General features: G+C 57.4%; 19 protein-coding genes. 3 read left to right on the forward strand and 16 right to left on the reverse strand.

The genetic code is table 11. The features are described 5' to 3' along the window. Positions 1–62: 62 nt before the first annotated feature. The 13 genes from NKI17_RS32125 to NKI17_RS32185 form a co-directional block, all read right to left on the reverse strand. Positions 63–1,157, reverse strand: coding sequence for a glycosyltransferase (locus NKI17_RS32125; protein WP_352907396.1), 1,095 nt, complete (start codon positions 1,155–1,157; stop codon positions 63–65). Beyond that, the gene (locus tag NKI17_RS32130) at positions 1,154–2,479 is read right to left on the reverse strand and encodes an O-antigen ligase family protein (protein ID WP_352907397.1); all 1,326 of its coding nucleotides are present in this window, start codon (positions 2,477–2,479) and stop codon (positions 1,154–1,156) included. Before NKI17_RS32130 ends, NKI17_RS32125 begins: the two co-directional genes overlap by 4 nt. 94 nt (positions 2,480–2,573) lie before the next feature. After that, positions 2,574–3,596, reverse strand: coding sequence for a hypothetical protein (locus NKI17_RS32135; protein ID WP_352907398.1), 1,023 nt, complete (start codon positions 3,594–3,596; stop codon positions 2,574–2,576). Positions 3,597–3,668: 72 nt separating this feature from the next. Beyond that, positions 3,669–4,352 (reverse strand): class I SAM-dependent methyltransferase, encoded by a 684-nt coding sequence (locus tag NKI17_RS32140; protein ID WP_352907399.1) that lies wholly within the window; start codon positions 4,350–4,352, stop codon positions 3,669–3,671. Positions 4,353–4,457: 105 nt separating this feature from the next. Then, entirely contained in the window at positions 4,458–5,822 is a 1,365-nt protein-coding gene (locus tag NKI17_RS32145) for a flippase (RefSeq protein ID WP_352907400.1), read from the reverse strand. A 27-nt stretch (positions 5,823–5,849) separates the two neighbouring features. Then, positions 5,850–7,103: a glycosyltransferase gene (locus NKI17_RS32150; RefSeq protein ID WP_352907401.1), complete on the reverse strand. Its 1,254-nt coding sequence runs from the start codon at positions 7,101–7,103 to the stop codon at positions 5,850–5,852. A 95-nt stretch (positions 7,104–7,198) separates the two neighbouring features. Next, complete coding sequence (locus NKI17_RS32155; RefSeq protein ID WP_352750343.1) at positions 7,199–7,924, reverse strand: FkbM family methyltransferase; 726 nt, start codon at positions 7,922–7,924, stop codon at positions 7,199–7,201. Between the two features lie 622 nt (positions 7,925–8,546). Further along, a complete protein-coding gene (locus NKI17_RS32160; RefSeq protein WP_352907402.1) occupies positions 8,547–9,338 on the reverse strand; it encodes a glycosyltransferase family 2 protein in 792 nt (263 codons plus the stop codon). 21 nt (positions 9,339–9,359) lie between these two features. Next, positions 9,360–10,454 carry a GDP-mannose 4,6-dehydratase gene (gene gmd, locus NKI17_RS32165; protein ID WP_502894677.1) on the reverse strand — a complete coding sequence of 365 codons (1,095 nt, stop codon included), beginning with the start codon at positions 10,452–10,454 and terminating at the stop codon, positions 9,360–9,362. Between the two features lie 187 nt (positions 10,455–10,641). Next, positions 10,642–11,919 (reverse strand): sugar transferase, encoded by a 1,278-nt coding sequence (locus NKI17_RS32170; RefSeq protein ID WP_352907403.1) that lies wholly within the window; start codon positions 11,917–11,919, stop codon positions 10,642–10,644. A gap of 39 nt (positions 11,920–11,958) precedes the next feature. Next, complete coding sequence (locus tag NKI17_RS32175) at positions 11,959–13,278, reverse strand: UDP-glucose dehydrogenase family protein (RefSeq protein WP_352907404.1); 1,320 nt, start codon at positions 13,276–13,278, stop codon at positions 11,959–11,961. A 145-nt stretch (positions 13,279–13,423) separates the two neighbouring features. Next, positions 13,424–13,987 (reverse strand): transcription termination/antitermination protein NusG, encoded by a 564-nt coding sequence (gene nusG / locus NKI17_RS32180; RefSeq protein WP_352907406.1) that lies wholly within the window; start codon positions 13,985–13,987, stop codon positions 13,424–13,426. A 486-nt stretch (positions 13,988–14,473) separates the two neighbouring features. Continuing rightward, complete coding sequence (locus NKI17_RS32185; RefSeq protein ID WP_352907407.1) at positions 14,474–15,064, reverse strand: biotin transporter BioY; 591 nt, start codon at positions 15,062–15,064, stop codon at positions 14,474–14,476. A gap of 114 nt (positions 15,065–15,178) precedes the next feature. Here NKI17_RS32185 and NKI17_RS32190 point away from each other — a divergent pair, with 114 nt between their 5' ends. After that, positions 15,179–16,087, forward strand: a complete 909-nt coding sequence (locus tag NKI17_RS32190) for an MBL fold metallo-hydrolase (RefSeq protein ID WP_352907408.1) — start codon at positions 15,179–15,181, stop codon at positions 16,085–16,087. A gap of 13 nt (positions 16,088–16,100) precedes the next feature. Here NKI17_RS32190 and NKI17_RS32195 read toward each other — a convergent pair whose 3' ends face one another. Both NKI17_RS32195 and NKI17_RS32200 read right to left on the reverse strand, forming a co-directional pair. Continuing rightward, on the reverse strand, positions 16,101–16,886 hold the full coding sequence (locus NKI17_RS32195; protein ID WP_352907410.1) for a DUF1499 domain-containing protein: 786 nt from the start codon (positions 16,884–16,886) through the stop codon (positions 16,101–16,103). An 83-nt stretch (positions 16,887–16,969) separates the two neighbouring features. Then, positions 16,970–18,598: a fatty-acid--CoA ligase gene (locus NKI17_RS32200; RefSeq protein WP_352907411.1), complete on the reverse strand. Its 1,629-nt coding sequence runs from the start codon at positions 18,596–18,598 to the stop codon at positions 16,970–16,972. A gap of 175 nt (positions 18,599–18,773) precedes the next feature. Between NKI17_RS32200 and NKI17_RS32205 the strand changes: the two genes are divergently transcribed. Both NKI17_RS32205 and NKI17_RS32210 read left to right on the forward strand, forming a co-directional pair. Next, entirely contained in the window at positions 18,774–19,160 is a 387-nt protein-coding gene (locus NKI17_RS32205; protein ID WP_352907412.1) for a hypothetical protein, read from the forward strand. Positions 19,161–19,285: 125 nt separating this feature from the next. After that, positions 19,286–19,675: a DUF427 domain-containing protein gene (locus tag NKI17_RS32210; protein ID WP_352907413.1), complete on the forward strand. Its 390-nt coding sequence runs from the start codon at positions 19,286–19,288 to the stop codon at positions 19,673–19,675. Here the strand turns inward: NKI17_RS32210 and NKI17_RS32215 are convergent, their stop codons facing one another. Beyond that, complete coding sequence (locus NKI17_RS32215; RefSeq protein ID WP_352907415.1) at positions 19,676–20,413, reverse strand: polysaccharide deacetylase family protein; 738 nt, start codon at positions 20,411–20,413, stop codon at positions 19,676–19,678. Positions 20,414–20,514: the final 101 nt, after the last annotated feature.

Genomic DNA, 20,514 nt, shown 5'->3' on the forward strand with positions numbered 1-20,514 from the left:
TGACCCTTAACACTAATCCTCCCACCTCAAGAAACACGACACCGCATCTCCGCGGTCTTGGCTTACATTTCGCTGTTCAACTTGTCGATAAATTGAGCAACAGCATTGGCGAAGGGCTCTGGTCCGAACTTGGTGGCCACCGATCGAGACATGCTTTCGGCCTCCTGCCAACGGATCGTATCCCAGGAAGCGATGGAGTGTAGGGCATCAGCGATGGCATTCACATCACCGGGACGAAACAAGATCGAGTTGCTTTTCGTTGCAAGGTCTGCTGCTGCGCCAACCACCTGTGACAAGGCAAGAGCACATCCACTAAGAACAGCTTCATGGGCCACCAACCCCCAGGGTTCAGACAGGGATGGAAGAACCAGACAGCGTGCATTTCGAAACACGTCAGCAAGTTGGGCTGGCTGGAGAAAATCAGACACCTCAATCAGTGGATGATGAGGCAACTGGTCTCGCAATGGTCCGGCCCCACAGATCTGGAGAGACCAATCTGACCGGTCGGCAGCGAAGTGCACAAACGCCTGCGCGAGGGCGACAACACACTTTACCTGCACCAATCTTCCGACGAACAAAAAACGCTTAGGGCGAGAGTGCAGCGGTGGGCCCCCGTTGAACAATGTCGGATCGGCGCCGTACAGTCCCTCGAACACAGTGCTTGACCGATACCCCATACGCTGAGCGTATATCGTTCCCGAAGTGCCCGGCACAAACACTCCATCGAAGTGCCGCCTCAAAAAAGCGCGATGTCGTATCGGGTCAACCAAATGTTGCCGCAGCGTTCCTTGCCAATTCGAATCAGTTTGCAACACCACCTTTCCACCATCCGACCGGCAACGAAGACCTAGCGAGTTGAAGGCGGCCCGGTGATATCCGCCTTGGAAAAACAAGTCAGGCGGACGCATGCCGAGGCGGTTCCAGTCTGCATTGGCGTCTCGACCATCAACCCAGTGCACAGCTTGGCCAAGAGAACGCTCCATACCGGCAATTGGCACAACCGGCCGGGTCCCAATCACTTTTACGCGCCCAGGATGTCGATCAATCACGGCGCGAATGCATCGAGCCGCATAGTCCGGAAGACCCGACCACGCGAACGCAATAGACTCAATACGACGTGACGTCATGGCTAGCCGATCTACTACTTTCGCATTCATCGTTGGCGCCCAACACGAAGTCGGCCCGCATCAGCAAATTGTCGATACCTCGCGTATAACAATTTCTTTGACCCGCCAACAAGCGAGCCAGCGCCAGCAACATACAAATACACCATCATCGTGTGAGTCGAAAAAACACCTAGAAAAACCGCCTCAAAGACACTTAAAACAAGAATCATTGTAACAGCTGATATATGAAGGTCAACGTATTCTTGATCTATATATGGAAGCGTTCTCAATTTGTTAATCCGAAAAACATAGCTAATTGCAGAAAAAAGAAACACGAGGAGAAGCACCAACGCTATCACTCCTCCGCTGTATGCTGCAGACACCCAAGAGCTAACTGTAAAATAATATTTAGGAGGGTCGCCAGTTGGTTCGATGCCAACCAAAGGGTTTTGAAGAAAATCATTCCATCCGGAGATCCAGTACTCGGATCGAGTATCGGTGCGCCCTTCGAGAAAACGTGACCGAAGCAGGCCCGATATCGATTCATAGAACGAGGCATAGGCTACCGGCAGCGCCAGAGCACCTACAATCATCACGTAAACGATGCGACGCCGATCCAGAAAATACCGGCATGCCATAATAATACATATCGACGTCGCTATGAATCCAAGGCGCGATCCCGATTCATACTCGATAAAAAGCACACAGGACGACATAATACCTGCGGATGCGCCAATAATACTTCTTACTCCGTAATGTACAAGACAATACAGCAGAGCTGGCGCGCACAAGGCGCATGACATTGCCAAGTGCTGTGGGTTAGCCGTTATGCCGAAAAACCGGCCACTTGCTTGGACAGTGGAGCTGCTCGGGAAATAAACAAACGCATAAACGTTGGTAAATATGAAAAGTACAGAAAACACATATAAAATCTGCACGACATGCGAGACGTGGTTCTGCTGGTCAAACTCTTCCTTCTCGTATCCAGAAGCACATACTACGAAGACAAGCATCTGAATGATAATTGCAAACGACCCTTGGAAAAATATCTCATAGTTTCCATATAGCATCAATTTGAAAAGAATGAACACATTCACCGCGGCGATGTACATGGATGCATTGCGCCAATCCATGCGATTGAGCCCGCTGCCAAACGTCAAGGTGACCACAACTGCCAGCAACATAGTGCCAAACGACAAAGTGCGGCCCAACGAGAAAAGAGCTTCAAGCGGAGCATTCATAGGAGGGTACAGTTGACCCTCGAAGTCTTGTGCCTTCGCAAAAGCCGCAAACCAGAGCGCGGCGCCAGAAGTCGCAACAACAACCAACCTCGCTGGTTGGAAAGATCGGGTGGGCCTATCACCTACCATCATAATCCAAATTCCGAATACATGGCTACTGCAATTGATGTATACTTCATCACTAAGGTGCGTGATCTCCATCGGTAAGATAGCGGCTTGGCAGCATTCAAGTCTTTCCTGCCAAACCAGCACTCACTACTTCGATAAAATCTCGACGCCACTCCCCAATCTCGACCGCGCCAGGACCTCTCAGGTCGGTGGTAGTTGGCCTCCCTGCGATCAAAACCTGCGCCAACTGTTCCGTGGCCCCATATCTTACCTGAAAAGAGGGGATTCCGGACTCGGACGCTAACCGGGAAACTATTGCGCCCTCTCGAATGATAGGGACCGAGCCTAGCTGCACGGCGCGACCAAAAATGCCGGAGGCCTGATCATACCTCGGATCATAGCATGCCCAAATCAACTCTGAGGCACCTATCAAGCTCAGGAGTTCACCATCAGAAAGAAGCCTGTCAACTACGATCGATCCTGCATCGGACAGTCTTTTCAACAGGCTGCGAGTGTGAGCGTTTGCTGAGCCCGCCACCACAATCTGAGTATGTTCCTTGATTTCAGGAAACTGCTCCAGAGTGTCGGCCAGGAACTCCAAGCCCTTGCCCGCGTTCAGAACTCCCGTCGCAGTGCACAAGCGCTTCCGACCTGCCATTGAGCGAACATGGGCAGATAGGCTGGTCTCCTTCGGCCATAGGACGGACATACCGTCGTGCAGGTCCCAGTACTGTGGGTCGTGCACACCGGCACTGGCCACCTGAGCGTACCTATCCACTACGTTGAACGGCGTTATGGTTACAACAGTGAGGCCCGGAAGGTGTCGCAAAGCTCTGAAAAGCAGCCATTTCATTCGATATTTAGCTTTTCCGGGCAAGAAACATTGCTCGGGCCGCAGAAACAACGCGACCGTATTCTTCCCAAGTAGGCTTCTTGCCAGCGAAAAAAAGACGAATGAAAATATGTGCTCGTCGAGCGTAGCGAACAGTAGCTCGCTACATGCGAGTAGTTTATAAGCCATCTTGGTGTCAATGCGGCCAAAAGCCTTTTGCATTCCGAAGATCTCACCCAGCGTAACCAAGTATGATCCTTTGTGACCGCCACAGGTCTTTACATATACTACTCTGTTGACGATTTGCAAAAAGCCCAGCTCCGATTTAATAGCAAAAATACAGTCTCAGTGAAGGCGCGGCTCAAATACGCGGCGCACAACTTAGACTACGAAGTGTGCCTCGCCATGGACACCGCGCGCGATGTTACCTTTGGAAAAATGGGAAAGAAATTTGATACCAAAGCGTTCCGCCCACAGCCGCAATATCTCCTGCTCCCCAAGGCGATGGATATCATCGAGAAACACCACGTAATCTTGGGCGAGACGTGCCTGTAGAGCAGGAAGTGCGGGATAGCGCGCCAATTCATATCCTGCCTTGTAGGCGGGCGGGCCATCGACGACGACACAATCAACCGACAGATCCTGCACAGCCGTTGTGACGATCGCTTGGTCGTACCATTGCAGACCGTTCTTACTCAAAGTGCAGGGTCGAAGAGGCGCATGAATGACTGAGACGAACTCAGACAGGTTCAAGGCTGCGAGGCGGTTGTGAACGAAGGTTGCCCATTCTAGGTCGCTCTCGAAGCTGACGATCCGGCCGCCAAGCCCCGACAGGATTTGGGCAATGTAGATGGTGGAAACACCGCTTCCGAATTCGACGACTGTCATGCGAGAATTGATTTCAATTTCGTTGAGCACGACCTGCAGGGCTGAAGGAAGCAAGGAGGCGTCGGACCACGGCAAGTATGGTAGGTTCAGCCGGGATAACTCTACCGCAGCACGCGTATCGTTGGAACGTTGCGCAAAGCGGTTCCACTTTGTCGCGATCCTGTTTAACACGGTCATGCGCTCATAACTCCGCCTTGGTTTGCAACTGAATATCGCCGCTAAGGACGCCCGCCGCCGGGGCGGCGATATAGGGCAGTTGGTCTTGCCACTAGAACTGCCCGGTCAGGCATAGGCGCTTCGTCTTACATAGTTCAAAAACTGTTTGGGAGCGCGCCATGGCATCAAGGCGGAGCGCGACATCATTACGAAGACCGGCCTCGTGCGGACCGGGAAGAACAATGTAAGGTAGGAGGCCGTCGCATATGACACGAACGTCGCGAGCGCGGCACCAAGACTCCCATAATGTGGAATGAGAAGAAAATTAAGCGCCACGTTCGTAAGCGCACCAAGGCCTTCCGTTATCAGGAAGAATGTGGCGCCACCTTTTATGATCGTCCATCGCGTGAACGCGATCCGCATGAAATAGAAAGGTGCAGACAGGACATGGACCAGCAGCACCGGGATTGATGCCTCGTACTGAGCTCCAAAAAAAAGCCGGATAATGGGCCCGCCAAGCAAGAACATCGTCGCGACCAGGCCAAGCCCAGCGAGCCACAAGACATCAAAAACCGTCTGGAGCCGCCTGTCAAACAAGTCTTGATCGCTTTTCGCGAACTCAATCAGCTTGGGGAACACACTCGCGACCAACGCGGCCGGCACAAAGTATGCTGCCTCGGAAAGGGCCGCTGCCACCGCATAGGTGCCAACCTCTGCTGGCCCGGCCAGCCAGCGAAGCATGATCATGTCGATCTTCAGGTAAATGAGCGCAAAGATGGACCCAAGGAAAAGCAGCCAGCTCTCGGCCAGCAGGGTCTTGGCCAGCGTCGGTGAGAACCGCAATGCCGATAAAGGCGGACCTTTCTGGCGCCTGTAAAAGCGGAGCGAGAGCGTGGCCGCTATCAAAACTTGGACCACGTTTGCCGCGGCGAACGCCACCACTCCAGCCCCTGCCCAAACAAGTCCGAGTTTTCCCAAGCTGACCAGTAGCGTGGATATGCTGGACGAAATAGCACTGTACCGGGCCTGAACACGCGAGTGGAACCAGAGTCCGAGGAACGCGGACAGCGCCGCCAAGGGTATGAAAGCAGCGGCCCAAAACAACAATACACGCTCTGTCGAATGCATGCTGACAAATACCGCATAAATGACCAAACCTGTGGCTCCGAGCAAATGCCCGGCGAACTTCAGAACGAATACTGTGCCGAGTACGCGCGGCACGTCGTCGGGGCGGTTGACGATTTCTCGAATAACCAGCCCATCGAGCCCAAGTTGCCCGGCAACCGCAAACAGGAGTGCCAAAGAGAACGCGTAAGAAAGCAATCCAAAATCGCTCGGCCCGAGATAGCGCGCCACCGCGGCTACCACAAACAGCCCCATCAGACTCGTTAGCAGCCTTTCAGAAATCAACCACAGGGAGTTTGAAACATACCTCCAATATCGTCCGACGAGACCTGCAAATTTTCGAACCAAGATAAAGCCCTTACGCACCAGCAGAACGAAATGTCATGATTCGGGTCATGATTGGTTGCCGTTCAACAACGCTTCATAAAAATCAATATAGCGACTGGCGATCGCCTCCGGTGAGTATCTATCGATCACGGCAGCGCGTGCGCTCACTCCAAAATTCCTTAATTTTGGAATTGGCATGGCCCGTGCTGTCTCAACAGCGGCCACCACTGCATTAACGTCACCATGTTTGGCCAACCATCCGGTCCGCCCGTGGCTGATGATTTCCTCGGCTGGCGTTTTGACGAGCCCGATGACAGGAGTCCCGCATGCCATCGCCTCGACCGTAACCTTGCCGAAGGACTCCTGAAGTGAGGGCATCACGAACACGTCGGCCGCCGAATATATCTGACCAAGAGTGACTTCGTCGCGGATGAGGCCAAAGCCCGTGCAGTTTTCAGGCACCGGATTGACCAGTTCTGCAAGTCCATTGCCAAACACACACCAGTGAACATTCTTCTCATCTCGGTAAATGTTGAGCATATGTCGCATGATATCCGCGCCTTTGCGTGGATCAGCCAGATTCAAAGCACCGGAGGCGATTACGAATTTGTTCGCTGGCAGTCCCAATGCGCTACGCGCCTGCGCCTTGTCCACCGGACGAAGCTGGCTCATTTGCACACTGTTGGGGATGACATGTATATCACGATCGCGTAGGACCGTACTCTTTCGGGCCTGCTTGGCGATCGTTTCACTGATTGCGACGAATACAGATTGTGGCCCGTAGTGTTCGGCCTTGAAAGCAACATCGTCAGATGTAATTGTCTCGTCCCCTCCACCCAACAGAGGACACTGGCCACAACCACTTACATATTTTTCGCAGCGACCGGAGAAATGACACCCGCCAGTGAACGGCCACATGTCGCGAAGGGTCCAGACCACCGGCCGTTTTTCGCGGTTGATCGCGTGCCAGAAATCGGGTCCAAGCGTGGGAGCGTGTGACCACTGGACATGGATAATATCAGCTTTCCGATATTCCGGCGAATTGTGGAGGCGGAGGCCATGGGAGACGGGATGGAAACCCGCCGGAATTTCGCCGAACCGGCGCATTAAATGCCACATGTACAAACGGTTCGTAACACCAACAGGCAGGCGTTGGAGTAAGGGAACTCTTCTGGCGAACAAGTCCTCCGGGAGATCGCGCTCAACCCTCCCCAGGATGCGGGAATGAACTCCCGCCTCCAATAAGGCTTCATGCACAGCACGGATCGCTCGACCCGCGCCAGTATCGAGCGCACAGCCCACAATCTGAAGAACATTCATGGTATTCGAACCATCCGTGCGGCAGGCGTCCCACTTTTCGCTTCGATGGTGGAAGCTCCTGATTTTTTACCACACTCTCAAGCCAGCCGGTATTTTCAATTTCCAAGCCCGGCGCTTGCACGAAAATATAGTGCGTCAATCTGGGTTAAGCGCTGAGTCCGGGGGTTTCTATACCCTTGCCAGACATCCCACAATTCGAATCCACCGCCAGCAATGAGCTGATGCACCTCCAGAGCAGTGGCTTGACCGGCATAGAGTTCGACCAGCGACAGTTCCGACAGGACGCCTCGCAGTTGCGGCAGGACGGTGGTGGCACCTGCAAGAACAGCCGCTTCGGCGCCCTGCACGTCAATTTTCAGGAACGCTCGGTTTCCAGCGAGGTCGATCATACTCGCGAAGGCATCGAGCCGCTCAGTCTTGACCTCGATCCGCTTGGCGATGGCCACCTGAGGAGTATGTTCCACGAACGAATCGCGCGGCTCGTGCAACGAGCTGCTCGTTGCTGCTTCCGTCACGTGGAACGTCGCCGACCCAGCAGTGTCGCTCAGCGCAACCGCCGGTCCAACCATCCACCTCCGGTCCGACGCCTTGGCAGTGCGCACGAGCTCGGAATGGGCATCTGGCAGCGGTTCGAACGAAATCACCGAACCCTGGAACCCCGCGGCAAACAGCATCGTGCCGAATTGACCCTTGTTGGCGCCGACATCGATTACCAGATCGACTTCATGCATTTGAAGGAAATGCACGAAACGCAAATCATCGCGCGAGTTAATGCCATTCAGGCGGACGTCAAAGCCGAACCGCCGCCCTACGTCGCGCATCGCGGCCTTCGCCTTCGGACCCAAGGAGTGTAACATGTGACTAGCCTTTATCTTGAATCCTCAGAACCATAATCGGCCCCCAATGCCCGCGGCGACGGTATTGACGGACATCCGGACAGCGGGTCAAAGGGCCGCACGGATTTCTGTATGAGGATGCCTGATCATAGTCCGGCTTGTAGCGGCACCAGGCAAATCGCAAATTTAACACAGGCTCAGAAGTTCGTCGTCCGACACGGCAAAATCGTAGGTGCGACAGGTGAGGCAAATAGTGCAAGTTACTGAAAGTCCATCTCTTGAGACGGTAAACGAGCCTCCCGCTCTCGAAGCATTTGAAGGCCTGAGAAAAAGCCTAGCCGTCCGCCGCCCCCATCAGCGATCGTCTAAACGCAGCTGCTATAAACCAACGGCGCCATCGTCTTATGGCAGCAACCGGGAAATGGCGGGCCAGATCCAAGTCGAGCCACAGCCCAAGCCAATGCGGCCCATACCAGTCCAACGCTAAATAAGCCGGCACAGAGATCCTGATAAAATTGGCGGTGGCCATTGGGCGCAGACATATGAACGCAGTCGCCCTTCATCTCTGGGCCTACCTTTCAACCACGGGTATCACGTACCGAAACCACTACTCAGCCCACCCATGGCGGCTTCGCTTAGCAGTGCTGTCAGTGCTAACGCCGAAGAACTGCCCGAGCTTTCGCACCGGCTTGGCAAGAAGCGCATAGTCGATTGGACCGGAGCGCAGCCATTGGCGTCGCGACCGCAGCGCCTCAAAATTGTGCCCAATATAGGACGCCACGCTGCCTGTGCTGACCCCACCAACCATCATGTCCACTAATGTATGGTTGGTGGTGATGGATTCGAATCCATGGAGCTCAACCGCTCTCAACATCCAATCGTAATCCGATGCCACCTTGAGGCTGAGGTCGAACGTGCCGACCGCTTCCGCCACCTTCCGTCTGACGTAGAACGTCGGATGGGCCGGCATCCAACCAGTCCGAAAACCTTTGGCCGGCCTTGGAGCAGCACGCCAGCGTCGTACAACCCGCTTGTTGAGATGATTTTCAACAAAGTCCAGATCACCATGCACAATGTCAGTCTTTTCGAGCCCCGCCGAAATTCGCCCCAGCACAGTGCAGTCGTGGAAACAGTCGTCGGAATTCAGCACACCTACGGCGTCTCCGGTGTAGAGGCGCAGTCCCTTGTTCAATGCATCATACATCCCGCGATCAGGCTCGCTGACCAACTGGATCCGGTCTTGGGGATAGGACCCGACTATCGCCAGCGTTTCGTCCGACGATCCGCCGTCCACCACCACCAGCTCCCTGTTATCATGGTCTTGAGCAAAGAAGCTATCGATCGTATGCCTGATCGTCGCCGCAGAGTTCCAGCAGACGGTTAAGACCGAGATTTTCATGTCAACCCGAACCAAAGCCGCTTACTGTGCTGCAACGCGGATGCGATCCTCGTCAAGGCGCCGATGCTCGGATTCCCGCCTTACCGTTTCTAGGTCGGAGTGGACCATTTCCTGGACCATCGTAGCGAGCGACGTCGTTGCCTTCCACCCGAGAACGCGCTCCGCTTTCGCGGGGTCGCCGATCAGAAGCTCAACTTCGGTCGGTCTGAAATAGCGCGGGTCCACCTCGACCAGAACAGCACCTGATTTCACGTCAATGCCTTTTTCTTCGATGCCGGAACCAACCCATCGGATCTCGGTCCCGACTTCGTTGAACGCAAGCTCGACAAAGCGGCGGACCGAGTTCTTCACCCCGGTTGCAAGGACATAATCGTCGGGCACCTCATGCTGGAGAATTCTCCACATGCCTTCGACATAATCGCGGGCATGCCCCCAATCCCGTTCAGCCGACAGATTGCCGAGGTAGAGCTTGTCCTGAAGGCCGAGGCTTATCGCGGCAGCCGCGCGCGTGATCTTGCGGGTGACGAACGTCTCGCCGCGCATCGGGCTCTCGTGATTGAACAGGATGCCGTTGGAAGCGTGGATATCGTAAGCTTCGCGGTAATTGACGGTGATCCAGTAGGCATAAATCTTTGCTGCCGCGTAGGGCGAGCGAGGATAGAACGGCGTCGTCTCCCGTTGCGGGATCTCCTGCACCTTGCCGTAGAGTTCGGAAGTCGACGCCTGATAAAAACGCGTCTTCTTTGTCAGTCCGAGCAGCCGGATGGCTTCGAGGAGACGCAACGTGCCGATCGCGTCGGCATTCGCCGTATATTCCGCGGTCTCGAAGCTCACCTGGACGTGCGACTGTGCGGCGAGATTGTAGATCTCGTCTGGCTGCACTTCCTGGACGATGCGGATGAGGTTGGTAGCGTCGGTCATGTCGCCGTAGTGCAGCGACAGCCTTACGTCTTTTTCATGCGGATCTTGGTAGAGATTGTCAATGCGACCGGTGTTGAACGACGAGGAACGCCGTTTGATGCCGTGGACGTTATATCCCTTTGCCAAAAGAAGTTCCGCCAAATAGGCACCATCCTGGCCGGTGATGCCGGTAATGAGCGCGGTCTTCCTAGTCATTGTGCTTCTCCGAGTCGATACTACGATGCTCTCAACGATCAGCGTAGCCTGAGACTTATTGTACTCATTTCAAAAGCCTAGGCCAATTTTCTTTCAAAAGCCTGGCCTCATCTTCAAAACCTCGTCGCATCCCATCCTGTGCTCGTGAGTGGCGGGCTCACCGTACCGGCTGCCCTTCGCAGCTAGGTCAACGCGCACCAAATCCTGTCAGCATGGTTCGGATGGTACGAAACACAATCAGCACGTCGAGCCAAGGGGAGAAATTCTTGATGTAGTAAAAATCGTAGTGAAGTTTTTCCAAGACATCGTCCACAGCCGCAACGTGGCCCTGGTTGACTTGCGCCCATCCGGTAATGCCAGGGCGAACAATGTGCCGGTACCGATAAAATGGCAGCTCCGCCTGGTACCAAGTCGACAGTACGAGTGCTTCCGGCCGCGGACCGATCCAGCTCATCTCGCCGCGCAGGATGTTGAAGGCCTGCGGCAACTCATCGATCCTGGATTTTCTTAAGAACTGCCCCAATCGGGTGATACGTGTGTCGCCGGCCTTCGTGATGGCCGCTTCCTTCTCGTCGACAGCCGTGTCGCTGAGCGACATCGTTCGAAACTTGTAGACCTCATACGGATGTCCTCGATAACCCATTCGCTTCTGTCTAAATAGCGCCGGTCCAGGCGAATCGATCTTAACCGCAATCGCCACGAACAACAGCAATGGTGAGAAAACAACAAGCACAAATAACGCAGAAGCCCAGTCTATCGCCTGCTTTATTTTCAGGTAAGCCTGGTTTGGATTCAAGGAGCCTAGAGTGTTTTCAGAGAGATGCTCTATCTCTACCCTGCCTGTGAGCGATTCGCTGATTTGCTTGACATGATAGACCGGTGTTCCCGAGAGCGCGCGGTCGGCGATGTATCGCTCCCAGTTATCCGAAAGGTCGGCTCGAAGGTCGGCCACCACACCGGTCGCGTACTCGACGACCATGTCGGGTGAATGAATTCTGTGCCAGCTCACACCCGGTATGCTCTCCAGCCTATGGACGTCGCCGCCAGGAATTATCGCCAGCCGGTGTGCATCGAGCCTACGCGTGACCAGGCTCAAGCCAAAATACCACAATGTCGACTGAATGAAGCTCGCTGCAGCCTGGAACCGGCTATAATCGAACCTGAAGAAGAAAATGGTAGCGAACACCAAGCCGTAGGTCAGGGCGAAGGTCGGCAAAATGTAACCAGCCGCTGCGACTCCCGGGAAATTGCCGATGCGCTTGTAAAAGAAATAACCTGTCGTGTGCGCGATGAATGCTGCAAAAATCGTAGCCTGCATGTTCGATGACCAGATTACCCGGGGATCAACCGACATGCGGACCAGCGCCGGCAGCAGAATCGCGAATGTCAATCCGCCAAGCAGTTGAAAGCGCATCCGGAGCAGGAGGTGCCTTCGATTGGGTAAATGGATGGTGGTGGCGATCAATTTGAATCCCGCGAATCGGGCCCCATGAAACCTGGAAATTCACTGGACCGGATGCCGCCCTCGGCCAACGCTCGAATAGGCTATGCCTTCCTTCACGACGTCCTCGCCCCGGTAGACGTTTCGAAGATCGACCATCACCGGCGTCGCCATAAGTGCATGAAGCCGCTTGAGATCCAATGACCGAAACGCGTTCCACTCGGTGACGATGACGATCGCATGCGAACCGTCGGCCACAGCGTAGGCGCTTTCCCCGAATTCAATGCCCTCGATCATCTTGCGCGCCTGCTCCATGCCGACCGGATCATAGGCCCTGATCGAAGCGCCCGCGTCCTTGAGTGCCTGAATGATCGCCAATGAGGGGGCATCGCGCATATCGTCGGTGTTTGGCTTGAACGTAAGGCCCAGGATACCGATGGTCTTGCCGCGAACCGAGCCGCCGCAGGCCTCGACCACCTTGCGCGCCATCGCCCGCTTGCGCTGATCGTTTATAGAGACCGTCGTCTCGATAAGCCGGACCGGACTTGCCGCATCCTGCGCAGTCTTGACCAGTGCCAGCGTATCTTTCGGGAAACAGGAGCCACCGTAACCCGGCCCGGCATGAAGAAATTTTGCGCCGATGCGGTTGTCCATGCCGATGCCGCGCGCGACGTCCTGCACATCGGCCCCCAACCGCTCGCAGAGATCGGCAATTTCGTTGATGAAGGTGATCTTCATGGCCAGAAATGCGTTGCCAGCATATTTGGTAAGCTCAGCCGTACGGCGGCTCGTATAGAATATCGGCGCGGCGTTCAGCGAAAGCGGCCGGTAAATCTCGCCCATGACGGCTTTTGCCCGTTCGGCATCGGTTCCGACAATGATACGGTCGGGCCGCTTGAAATCCTCGATCGCCGATCCTTCGCGAAGAAACTCCGGATTGGAAACCACAGCAAAATCGGCAGCGGGATTTTGCTCGCGGATGATTCGCTCCACCTCATCGCCGGTACCGACGGGGACGGTCGATTTCGTCACCACGACCGTAAACCCCTTGAGTGCGCGACCAACTTCGGCGGCCGCGTCGTAAACGAAGGACAGATCGGCATGCCCGTCGCCACGCCGTGACGGCGTGCCCACGGCGATGAAGACGACATCCGATTGAGAAACCGCATCCGCCAGATTGTCGTCGAATCGCAAGCGACCTTGCAGGGTGTTGGTCGTGACGAGATCGTCGAGCCCTGGCTCGTAGATCGGTATCTTGCCAAGCTTGAGCATGGCAAGCTTTTCCGCATCACGATCGACGCAGCAGACCTGATGGCCAAAATCGGCGAAACAGGCGCCGGAGACGAGCCCTACATAGCCGGCACCAATCATTGTTATTCGCATATTGCGTACTCTCAATCAGCGCCGATGAGGCAACTTCGCCACACAGCGCGTATCCCATTAACAACGGCTACCGCACTCCCGGGTGAAAACCCGAGAGCCGATCCTACAACGATTTACATCGCCTCGCCGCGCCTTACGCTTGCGACTACGCGATGGCTACTAGATCCCTGGCATCCAGATCGACAGGGATCTCGCCATTCATGATGGCAACTAGAACCCGAGCCCTTCCGGCTGGATCAAGCCGGTCAAGGCGACCGATCGTTTCCGCGAGAGGGCCCGAAAGGATTCGGACCGAGGCGCCTGCTGCGAGGCCTCCACTGAAATCAAGCAGCCCGTCCTTACCGGTCAACGCAATGAAACGCTCTACCAGACCCGAGGGGACCGGCAAAGGCCGGTCGCCTTGCGTGACGAGGGAACGCACACCGAATGTTCCATTGACCGAGCGCCAACGTTGCAGCGCAACGTTAAGGGCGATGAACATATAACCGGGGAAATACGCCGCAGACCGGGTTTCGAGCCGCCGGGCATGACGCACGGTTTTCTCGCAGCGAGGCACAAACGGCTGAAATCCCTGGATCCGGAGATGCCGTTCGGCGACATGCTCCTTTCCGGGAAAGACGCTGGCCGCGTACCAGCGGGTTGCCGGCGCCGCGGTCGGCTCCGACGACAGGGTGGTCACGTTGCTCGTTGTTTTTTCCGCGCTACTCACGTGTCTTCCCTCGGCGTTCGGCGGCATGATTTCAGGTCAACGGTTACGACAGTGTGTGGATATCAGCAAGCAACCAAGCCACTAGAGTCAAGGCGGTTGGGTTAAGAATTTCCTACACATAGTCCAGAAATTTAGCTGTGCCTAAATAATCATCGAGCCGCTTTCTTTTTCAGCTGGCTCAGATGCTATGTCGAGCAATTTATTTCCATACGTAGGTGCTTGGTTACGCTGGTCGTGACGAATCGCCCGTTGGTTCTGGTACTTAGTCCGTCGACTTGAAGCTAATGTGACGGGCTCCGCTGCATGGCGTCGCGCTACAAGCCTGCCGCCAGCGAGAAGATCCTGCACGGCCATACCTACCGCGACGAAAAAGCCATTTCGATGGGTCGTCGTGGAGACCAGGTTACGATCAAGGAATGACCATAACATGGTGACAGCGATGCGATGTGCATTCCGCTTTTTTACCTCAAGCCGCTTGACCGGCGTTCACGAACGCTTCAACAGCGACCAGACAGCCGGCACCAAGCTCGCGGCCAGCGCAACCTTGATCAGATCACCGACGATAAAGGGCAACACCCCGAACTGCCAGGATTTTTCCGGGCCGATCAACAGCGCCAGCCAGGCAAAGCCCATTGCCATCATGACGATCTCGGCCACCAGCATGGCATTGAAGAGCTTGATAGGATGGCGATCCCAGCCACGGTCGGCAGCCCAGCCGACGATCGCCGCCATGACGACGAAGCCGGCTAGATAACCGCCGGTCGAACCGAGCATGTAAGCGATACCGATGCCCTTTTCGGGCGTGCTCTGGAAGACCGGAAGGCCCAACGCGCCCTCGGCCATGTAGAGAAGCAGCGTGGCGACGCCAAGGCGCATGCCGAAGGAGGCAGCGATCAGGAAGACGGCGAGCGTCTGCATCGAGATGTCTACCGGTCCGAGAATAACCTTCGTCTTGGCAGACAAGATCAGCAGCAACGTTCCGGCGATCGCCAGCAAAAGCTGTCCTGCCAGCCGGGCCGCGCCCTTTTCAGGCAAAGCGAGAGAAATGAGCGGACGCATCGTCGTTGTAATTGCCATAGTCTTCTCCGTTCCGGATTGCCGCCGAACGCGGCCTTGCGTTTTCCTATATTGGCTTCCGTGCTATGCGGCAATCGGTTTTGCCCTCGCCCCAAAAAAGGTCGCGACGTTCGCATGGCGCTGAAATTCGATACACGCTTCGATCCGGCCTATGGCCAGGGCGTAGCCGTTGCGCCTGGTATTCAACGCGTCACCGCCCCGAACCCAAGCCCGTTCACCTTTCACGGAACCAACAGCTATATCGTCGGGCGCGAGACGCTGGCGGTGATCGATCCCGGACCGGATGACGAGGCACATCTTCGAACACTGCTCGAAGCGATCGGGACCAGGCCGGTCAGCCATATCTTCATCAGCCACACGCATCGCGACCATTCGCCGCTGGCGGCTCGGTTAAAGCAGCATACTGGTGCGGTGGTTCTGGCGGAGGGCCGGCATCGCCCGGCGCGGCCGTTGCGCACCGGCGAGGTCAATCCACTCGATGCCAGCGCCGACACCGACTTTGTTCCTGATATCGCGCTGCCGGACGATATGGTGATCGACGGCGACGGCTGGGCGATCCGGACGGTGCTGACGCCCGGCCATACCGCCAATCACGCGGCCTTCGCGCTGGAGGGAACCGGCATCCTTTTCTCGGCCGACCACGTCATGGCGTGGGCAACCACGATCGTCGCGCCGCCGGACGGCGCGATGGCCGACTACATGACATCGCTCGATCGGCTGATCGAACGCGACGACCGGCTGCTGCTGCCCGGCCATGGCGGGCCGGTGACCGAACCGCGCAACTTCACGCGCGGATTGAAAACGCATCGCAAAATGCGCGAACGAGCAATTCTGGAGCGGATCAACAGCGGCGACCGGGCAATCAAGGACATGGTGGAGGCGATCTATCGAGACACCGACCCGCGCCTGCATGGCGCGGCCGGCCTGTCGGTGCTTGCCCATCTGGAAGACCTGGTGGCGCGCGGCCTGGTCCACACCGATGGCGCGCCGGCTATCGACGGCATCTATTCGCCGGCAAAGTAGTACCCTCCCGATATCATTCCGCCGGCGCCACGCCCACCTGGCCGGCGACTTCCTGGTCGAGTTCGGCAAGGAAGTCGGTGATGCGCGCTGCATTGTCGCCAAGGTCGTGGCGGCCGTAACGCGAGGCGGAGCGCATATCGACGATGACCACATCACCATCGTCGGTCACGCGGATGGCAACATCGGCGGGAAGGCCAAGCAGCAAGCTCTTGGCCAGCGCATCGACCGTCACGTCGCTTTGCCCTGCTGCGTCGGGAAACGGCGCCGTGAGCTGCCAGCCGCGCCGATCGAGCACGGTTTTGACCGCCTCCAGAACGCGATCGAAAGGCAAGGTGTAGCTGCGTCCGGTAACGAGCGGATAAGCTTCGATTTGCAGGCGCTGCTCGCCGGGCGTCGGCGGCAAAAGCTCGTTCATGTCCTTTGTCCGGGTAGAAATATCGAGCACCGGTGGGTCGTCCAAATCCGTCGAGATGTCGCGTAGCGGCGGATAGGTCGCCGCCCAATAGGCCGCGACGCCGTAAGGGATGAGCACCAGAACCGCCAGCAAGGCGCCGACGGTCAGGTCGTGGCCGCCGCGATCGCCGAAATTCCACAGTCGCGCAAAGGCAAACCCGGCGAACAAAAGCGCAAATGCGGCCAGCAGGGCGACAATGCAAAGCACCCACAGGAATGCGGGCGTCTCGACGAGGTCATAGCGGTGGCCGATGAAAGCGGTCAGCAGCAGGATCGCCGAAAACGCGCCGGCGCGCCGCGACCAACCGGCAGCCCTCGACGTTTGTCGCTCGGGAATTCCCGTCATTGTTTTCCGCGCTGCCCCAACCCGAACAAAGGCATAGTGCCTTTCAGCGGCGGCTTGAAGGCGAAAAGACGCCGCATCTCCGGTCAATCCGTCGGCAGGTGATAATCCCGGAACTGCTGGCGCAAGGTAATCTTCTGGATCTTGCCGGCAGCGGTGTGTGGAATTTCACCGACAAAAGCGACGTCGTCCGGCATCCACCACTTCGCCACCTTGCCGTCCATGAAAGCGAGGATGTCCGTCTTGGTCGGCTCCCTACCCGGCTTGCGCACGACCACGAGCAAAGGCCGCTCGCCCCATTTCGAATGCGGAATGCCGATGGCGGCGGCCTCCGCCACATCGGGATGGCCGACCGCGAGGTTCTCGAGCTCGATGGTCGAGATCCATTCGCCGCCCGACTTGATCACGTCCTTGGCGCGGTCGGTGATCTGCATATAGCCTCCGGGGTCGATATGCGCGACGTCACCGGTATCGAACCAGCCGTCTTGATCGAACTGTTCGGATCCGATGCCGCCATAATAGGCGCGCGCGACGGCCGGCCCGCGGACCTTGAGCCGGCCGAAGGTCTTGCCGTCCCATGGCAGTTCGTTGCCGGCGTCGTCCGTCACCTTCATTTCGATGCCGAACGGTGTAAAGCCTTGCTTCTGCTGGACGCCGAGGCGGGCCTCGCCCTTCAGCCCGGCGTAATCCGGCTTCAGGGTGCACAGCGTGCCGAGCGGCGACATCTCGGTCATGCCCCAGGCGTGGACGACTTGGACATCGTAACTGTCCTGGAACTTCGTCGTGAGCGCGCGTGGACAGGACGAGCCGCCGATGACGACTTTCTGCAGATAGGGCAGTTTCTTGCCCGTCTCTTCCAGATGCTGGAGGAGCATCATCCACACCGTCGGCACGGCGGCGCTGAAGCTCACCTTCTCGGCGTCGAGCAGCTCGTAGAGCGAAGCACCATCCATCTTGCAGCCGGGCATGACCAGCTTGGCGCCAATCATCGGCGCGCTCTGGGCAAGGCCCCAGGCGTTGGCGTGAAACATCGGCACGACCGGCAATATGGTATCGCGTGACGACAGGCCCATGGCGTCGGGCATCGCGGCGATCATGGCGTGCAGCACGTTCGAACGATGGCTGTAGAGGACGCCCTTCGGGTCGCCCGTCGTGCCCGAGGTGTAGCACATGCCGGCGGCGGTGTTTTCATCGAATGTCTTCCAGGCGAAGTTGCCGTCGGCTTCAGCAAGCCATTCTTCGTACGCAACCACATTGGGCAGCGCAGTCTCCGGCAAATGCGCCTCATCGGTCAGCACGATAACCTGCTTCAGCGACTTGACCGCGCCGGCGATCTTTTCGAGCAGCGGCAGGAAGGTCAGGTCGACGAAGATCGCCTTGTCCCCGGCATTGTTCATGATCCAGGTGATCTGCTCGGGAAAGAGCCGCGGGTTGAGCGTGTGATAGATGGCGCCGACACCCATGATGCCGTACCAGGCCTCGATGTGGCGCGCGGTGTTCCAGGCCAGGGTCGCGATGCGGTCGCCAAGCCCGAAACCGTCACGCTCGAGCCGCTCGGCGACCTTCACGGCACGACCATGGATTTCGGCATATGTGCTGCGCACGATCGGCCCCTCGATCGAACGCGACACGATTTCGCGGCTGCCGTGCTGCCTCTCGGCATTGTCGATCAGCTTATGGCAAAGCAGCGGCCATTCCTGCATCAGCCCGAGCATCTTGTTCCTCCCGTTATTTTGCCCCATTGTGGGACGAACCGGCGGATTGTCCAGCCAGGATCGGGCTGGAGCGGGGCATGGAGCCAATTGAGGCCGAATTCGCCACAATCCGGCCATGCTCGGCGTTAACGTTGATTAAAAGGTGGGGCGCGATTGGCGGATGAAAGAGGTTCGCATGGACGCGCAGCTCGACGACAAAGCCCTGGAAAATACGCTTGCCGAAAGCCTGGCCGATCTGGTGGCGACAGATGTGGCGCCGGCCGATCTGGTTCCCGGCGCCACAACCGTTTCCGAAGATGAATTCGTCGAGGTCGTTGGCGGCGCTCTCGAGGCGGTCGGCGGCACACTCTTGTTCAAGATGTGCGTCGAGAACGAGGGCGAAGCCCAGCACGTCGCCGCCGCATCGGTCGGCGATGCCGGCAATCGCCAGTTCCTGCTGCTCACCTTGCCGACCAGCGGTGGTGCGCTGAAGGTCGAGACCACCTCGAAAAGCACCAATCCGGTGGCCGGCATTGCCGCCGCGTATGCCGGGCTGATGGACGCTTTCCAGGCCGCCGCCTGATTTTAGGCGGGATACCGGAGGAAAGCGCAAGACTGCCACCCGCAGGCGATGCCCGCCGGTGGCGGGCAGGTCTTGCGCAACGCGCTTGCCAGACACATCTTGGGGTAGAGGCAAGGAGATCCGATATGGACCAGATCGCAAACCGGTCACCCGGCTTTCAGCAGAATCCGGGCAAGGTCATCACAGTCGAGCCTTACAAGGGCACCGTGACGGTGCGCGCCGGCGATGTCGTCATCGCTTCGTCCAACAAGGCCAAAGTGCTGACCGAATCGCCCTACCCCCCGGTTTTCTACATTCCGTTCGGCGACATCGACTTCAAACAGCTTGGCAAGACCGAACACTCGACCCATTGCCCCTATAAGGGCGATGCCAGCTATTGGAGCGTGCTGCCCGCCGGCGATGCAGGCAAGGATGCGATGTGGGCCTATGAGCGGCCGTTCGACGAGATGGCCGATATCCGCGACCACGGCGCGTTCTATCCGAACAAGGTGACCATCGAGGCCACGCCCGACTGATCAGTCGGTGGTGCCTTCATCGCCGACGCCGTCGGCATCGTCGAGACGCACGAAGGTGAGGCCCTTGGCCTTCAGCGCCAGAAGTCCCTGCACCACGCCTTCGCCGGCCGCATGGGTCGGCTGGTTGATGTGAGCGATGATGACGTCGCCGTCGTTCGCCGCGGCAATGCGCCGGGCGGTTTCTTTTGCGCCGAGCAATGAGCCGCCATCGCCGTTGATTGAGAATCCGGCGATCTTGAAACCAAGCTTGCGTATCATCGCGATTGCCGACGGGCTGTATTCGGCGGTTGCGCCGCGAAACCATTTCGGCGCCGGTTCGCCGGTCACGGCAAGCGCGGCAGCACCCGATTCGACCTCGGCCAGCACGGCCTCCGGGCTGCCGGCACTGCGAATGCCGTAGATCTTTTGCGGCGTGTCGACGGCCGGGACATGGCGGCCGCCATGGTTTTCCAATTCAAACAGTTCGGGATGCGCCCGCATGATCTCGACGGCGGCGGCGTTGTGCTTCAGCCAGATGCCGGTGACGAAAATGGTGGCAGGAATCTTGTTTTGCACCAGCGCCGAGAGAATCCGTGTGTCGGTCCTTCCGCCGCACGCATCGAGCGTCAGCGCGACGCGGCCGCCGCCCGCCTCGGCCTTGATGTGCAGCGTCGGTGCGACGAGCAACTGGGCGTTGCCAGGAGAAACAGCCCACAGCGATATCGCAATGGCGCAAAAAAACTTTTGGAACGGGCGCATCGATTATTTCCAGGTCGGCCGGATCAAAGTTGAAGCGGCGACCCCAAGACCGCCATCAAGGCGGAAATCGGGACGATGCCCCTGCAAAAGCGTCGGCAGGA

The sequence above is a fragment of the Mesorhizobium sp. M0816 genome (assembly GCF_040320005.1).
Taxonomy (GTDB): domain Bacteria; phylum Pseudomonadota; class Alphaproteobacteria; order Rhizobiales; family Rhizobiaceae; genus Mesorhizobium.

Excerpts from the sequence above, each read along its gene's own strand:
- NKI17_RS32190 (WP_352907408.1), top strand. The coding sequence starts at position 15,179 with ATGGCGCTGAAATTCGATACACGCTTCGATCCGGCCTATGGCCAGGGC.
- NKI17_RS32130 (WP_352907397.1), bottom strand. The coding sequence starts at position 2,479 with ATGATGGTAGGTGATAGGCCCACCCGATCTTTCCAACCAGCGAGGTTG.
- NKI17_RS32200 (WP_352907411.1), bottom strand. The coding sequence starts at position 18,598 with ATGCTCGGGCTGATGCAGGAATGGCCGCTGCTTTGCCATAAGCTGATC.
- NKI17_RS32155 (WP_352750343.1), bottom strand. The coding sequence starts at position 7,924 with ATGCGCGACGTAGGGCGGCGGTTCGGCTTTGACGTCCGCCTGAATGGC.
- NKI17_RS32195 (WP_352907410.1), bottom strand. The coding sequence starts at position 16,886 with ATGACGGGAATTCCCGAGCGACAAACGTCGAGGGCTGCCGGTTGGTCG.
- NKI17_RS32150 (WP_352907401.1), bottom strand. The coding sequence starts at position 7,103 with ATGAATGTTCTTCAGATTGTGGGCTGTGCGCTCGATACTGGCGCGGGT.
- NKI17_RS32175 (WP_352907404.1), bottom strand. The coding sequence starts at position 13,278 with ATGCGAATAACAATGATTGGTGCCGGCTATGTAGGGCTCGTCTCCGGC.
- NKI17_RS32125 (WP_352907396.1), bottom strand. The coding sequence starts at position 1,157 with ATGAATGCGAAAGTAGTAGATCGGCTAGCCATGACGTCACGTCGTATT.
- gmd (WP_502894677.1), bottom strand. The coding sequence starts at position 10,454 with ATGACTAGGAAGACCGCGCTCATTACCGGCATCACCGGCCAGGATGGT.
- NKI17_RS32140 (WP_352907399.1), bottom strand. The coding sequence starts at position 4,352 with ATGACCGTGTTAAACAGGATCGCGACAAAGTGGAACCGCTTTGCGCAA.
- NKI17_RS32185 (WP_352907407.1), bottom strand. The coding sequence starts at position 15,064 with ATGGCAATTACAACGACGATGCGTCCGCTCATTTCTCTCGCTTTGCCT.
- NKI17_RS32215 (WP_352907415.1), bottom strand. The coding sequence starts at position 20,413 with ATGCGCCCGTTCCAAAAGTTTTTTTGCGCCATTGCGATATCGCTGTGG.
- NKI17_RS32205 (WP_352907412.1), top strand. The coding sequence starts at position 18,774 with ATGGACGCGCAGCTCGACGACAAAGCCCTGGAAAATACGCTTGCCGAA.
- NKI17_RS32160 (WP_352907402.1), bottom strand. The coding sequence starts at position 9,338 with ATGAAAATCTCGGTCTTAACCGTCTGCTGGAACTCTGCGGCGACGATC.
- NKI17_RS32210 (WP_352907413.1), top strand. The coding sequence starts at position 19,286 with ATGGACCAGATCGCAAACCGGTCACCCGGCTTTCAGCAGAATCCGGGC.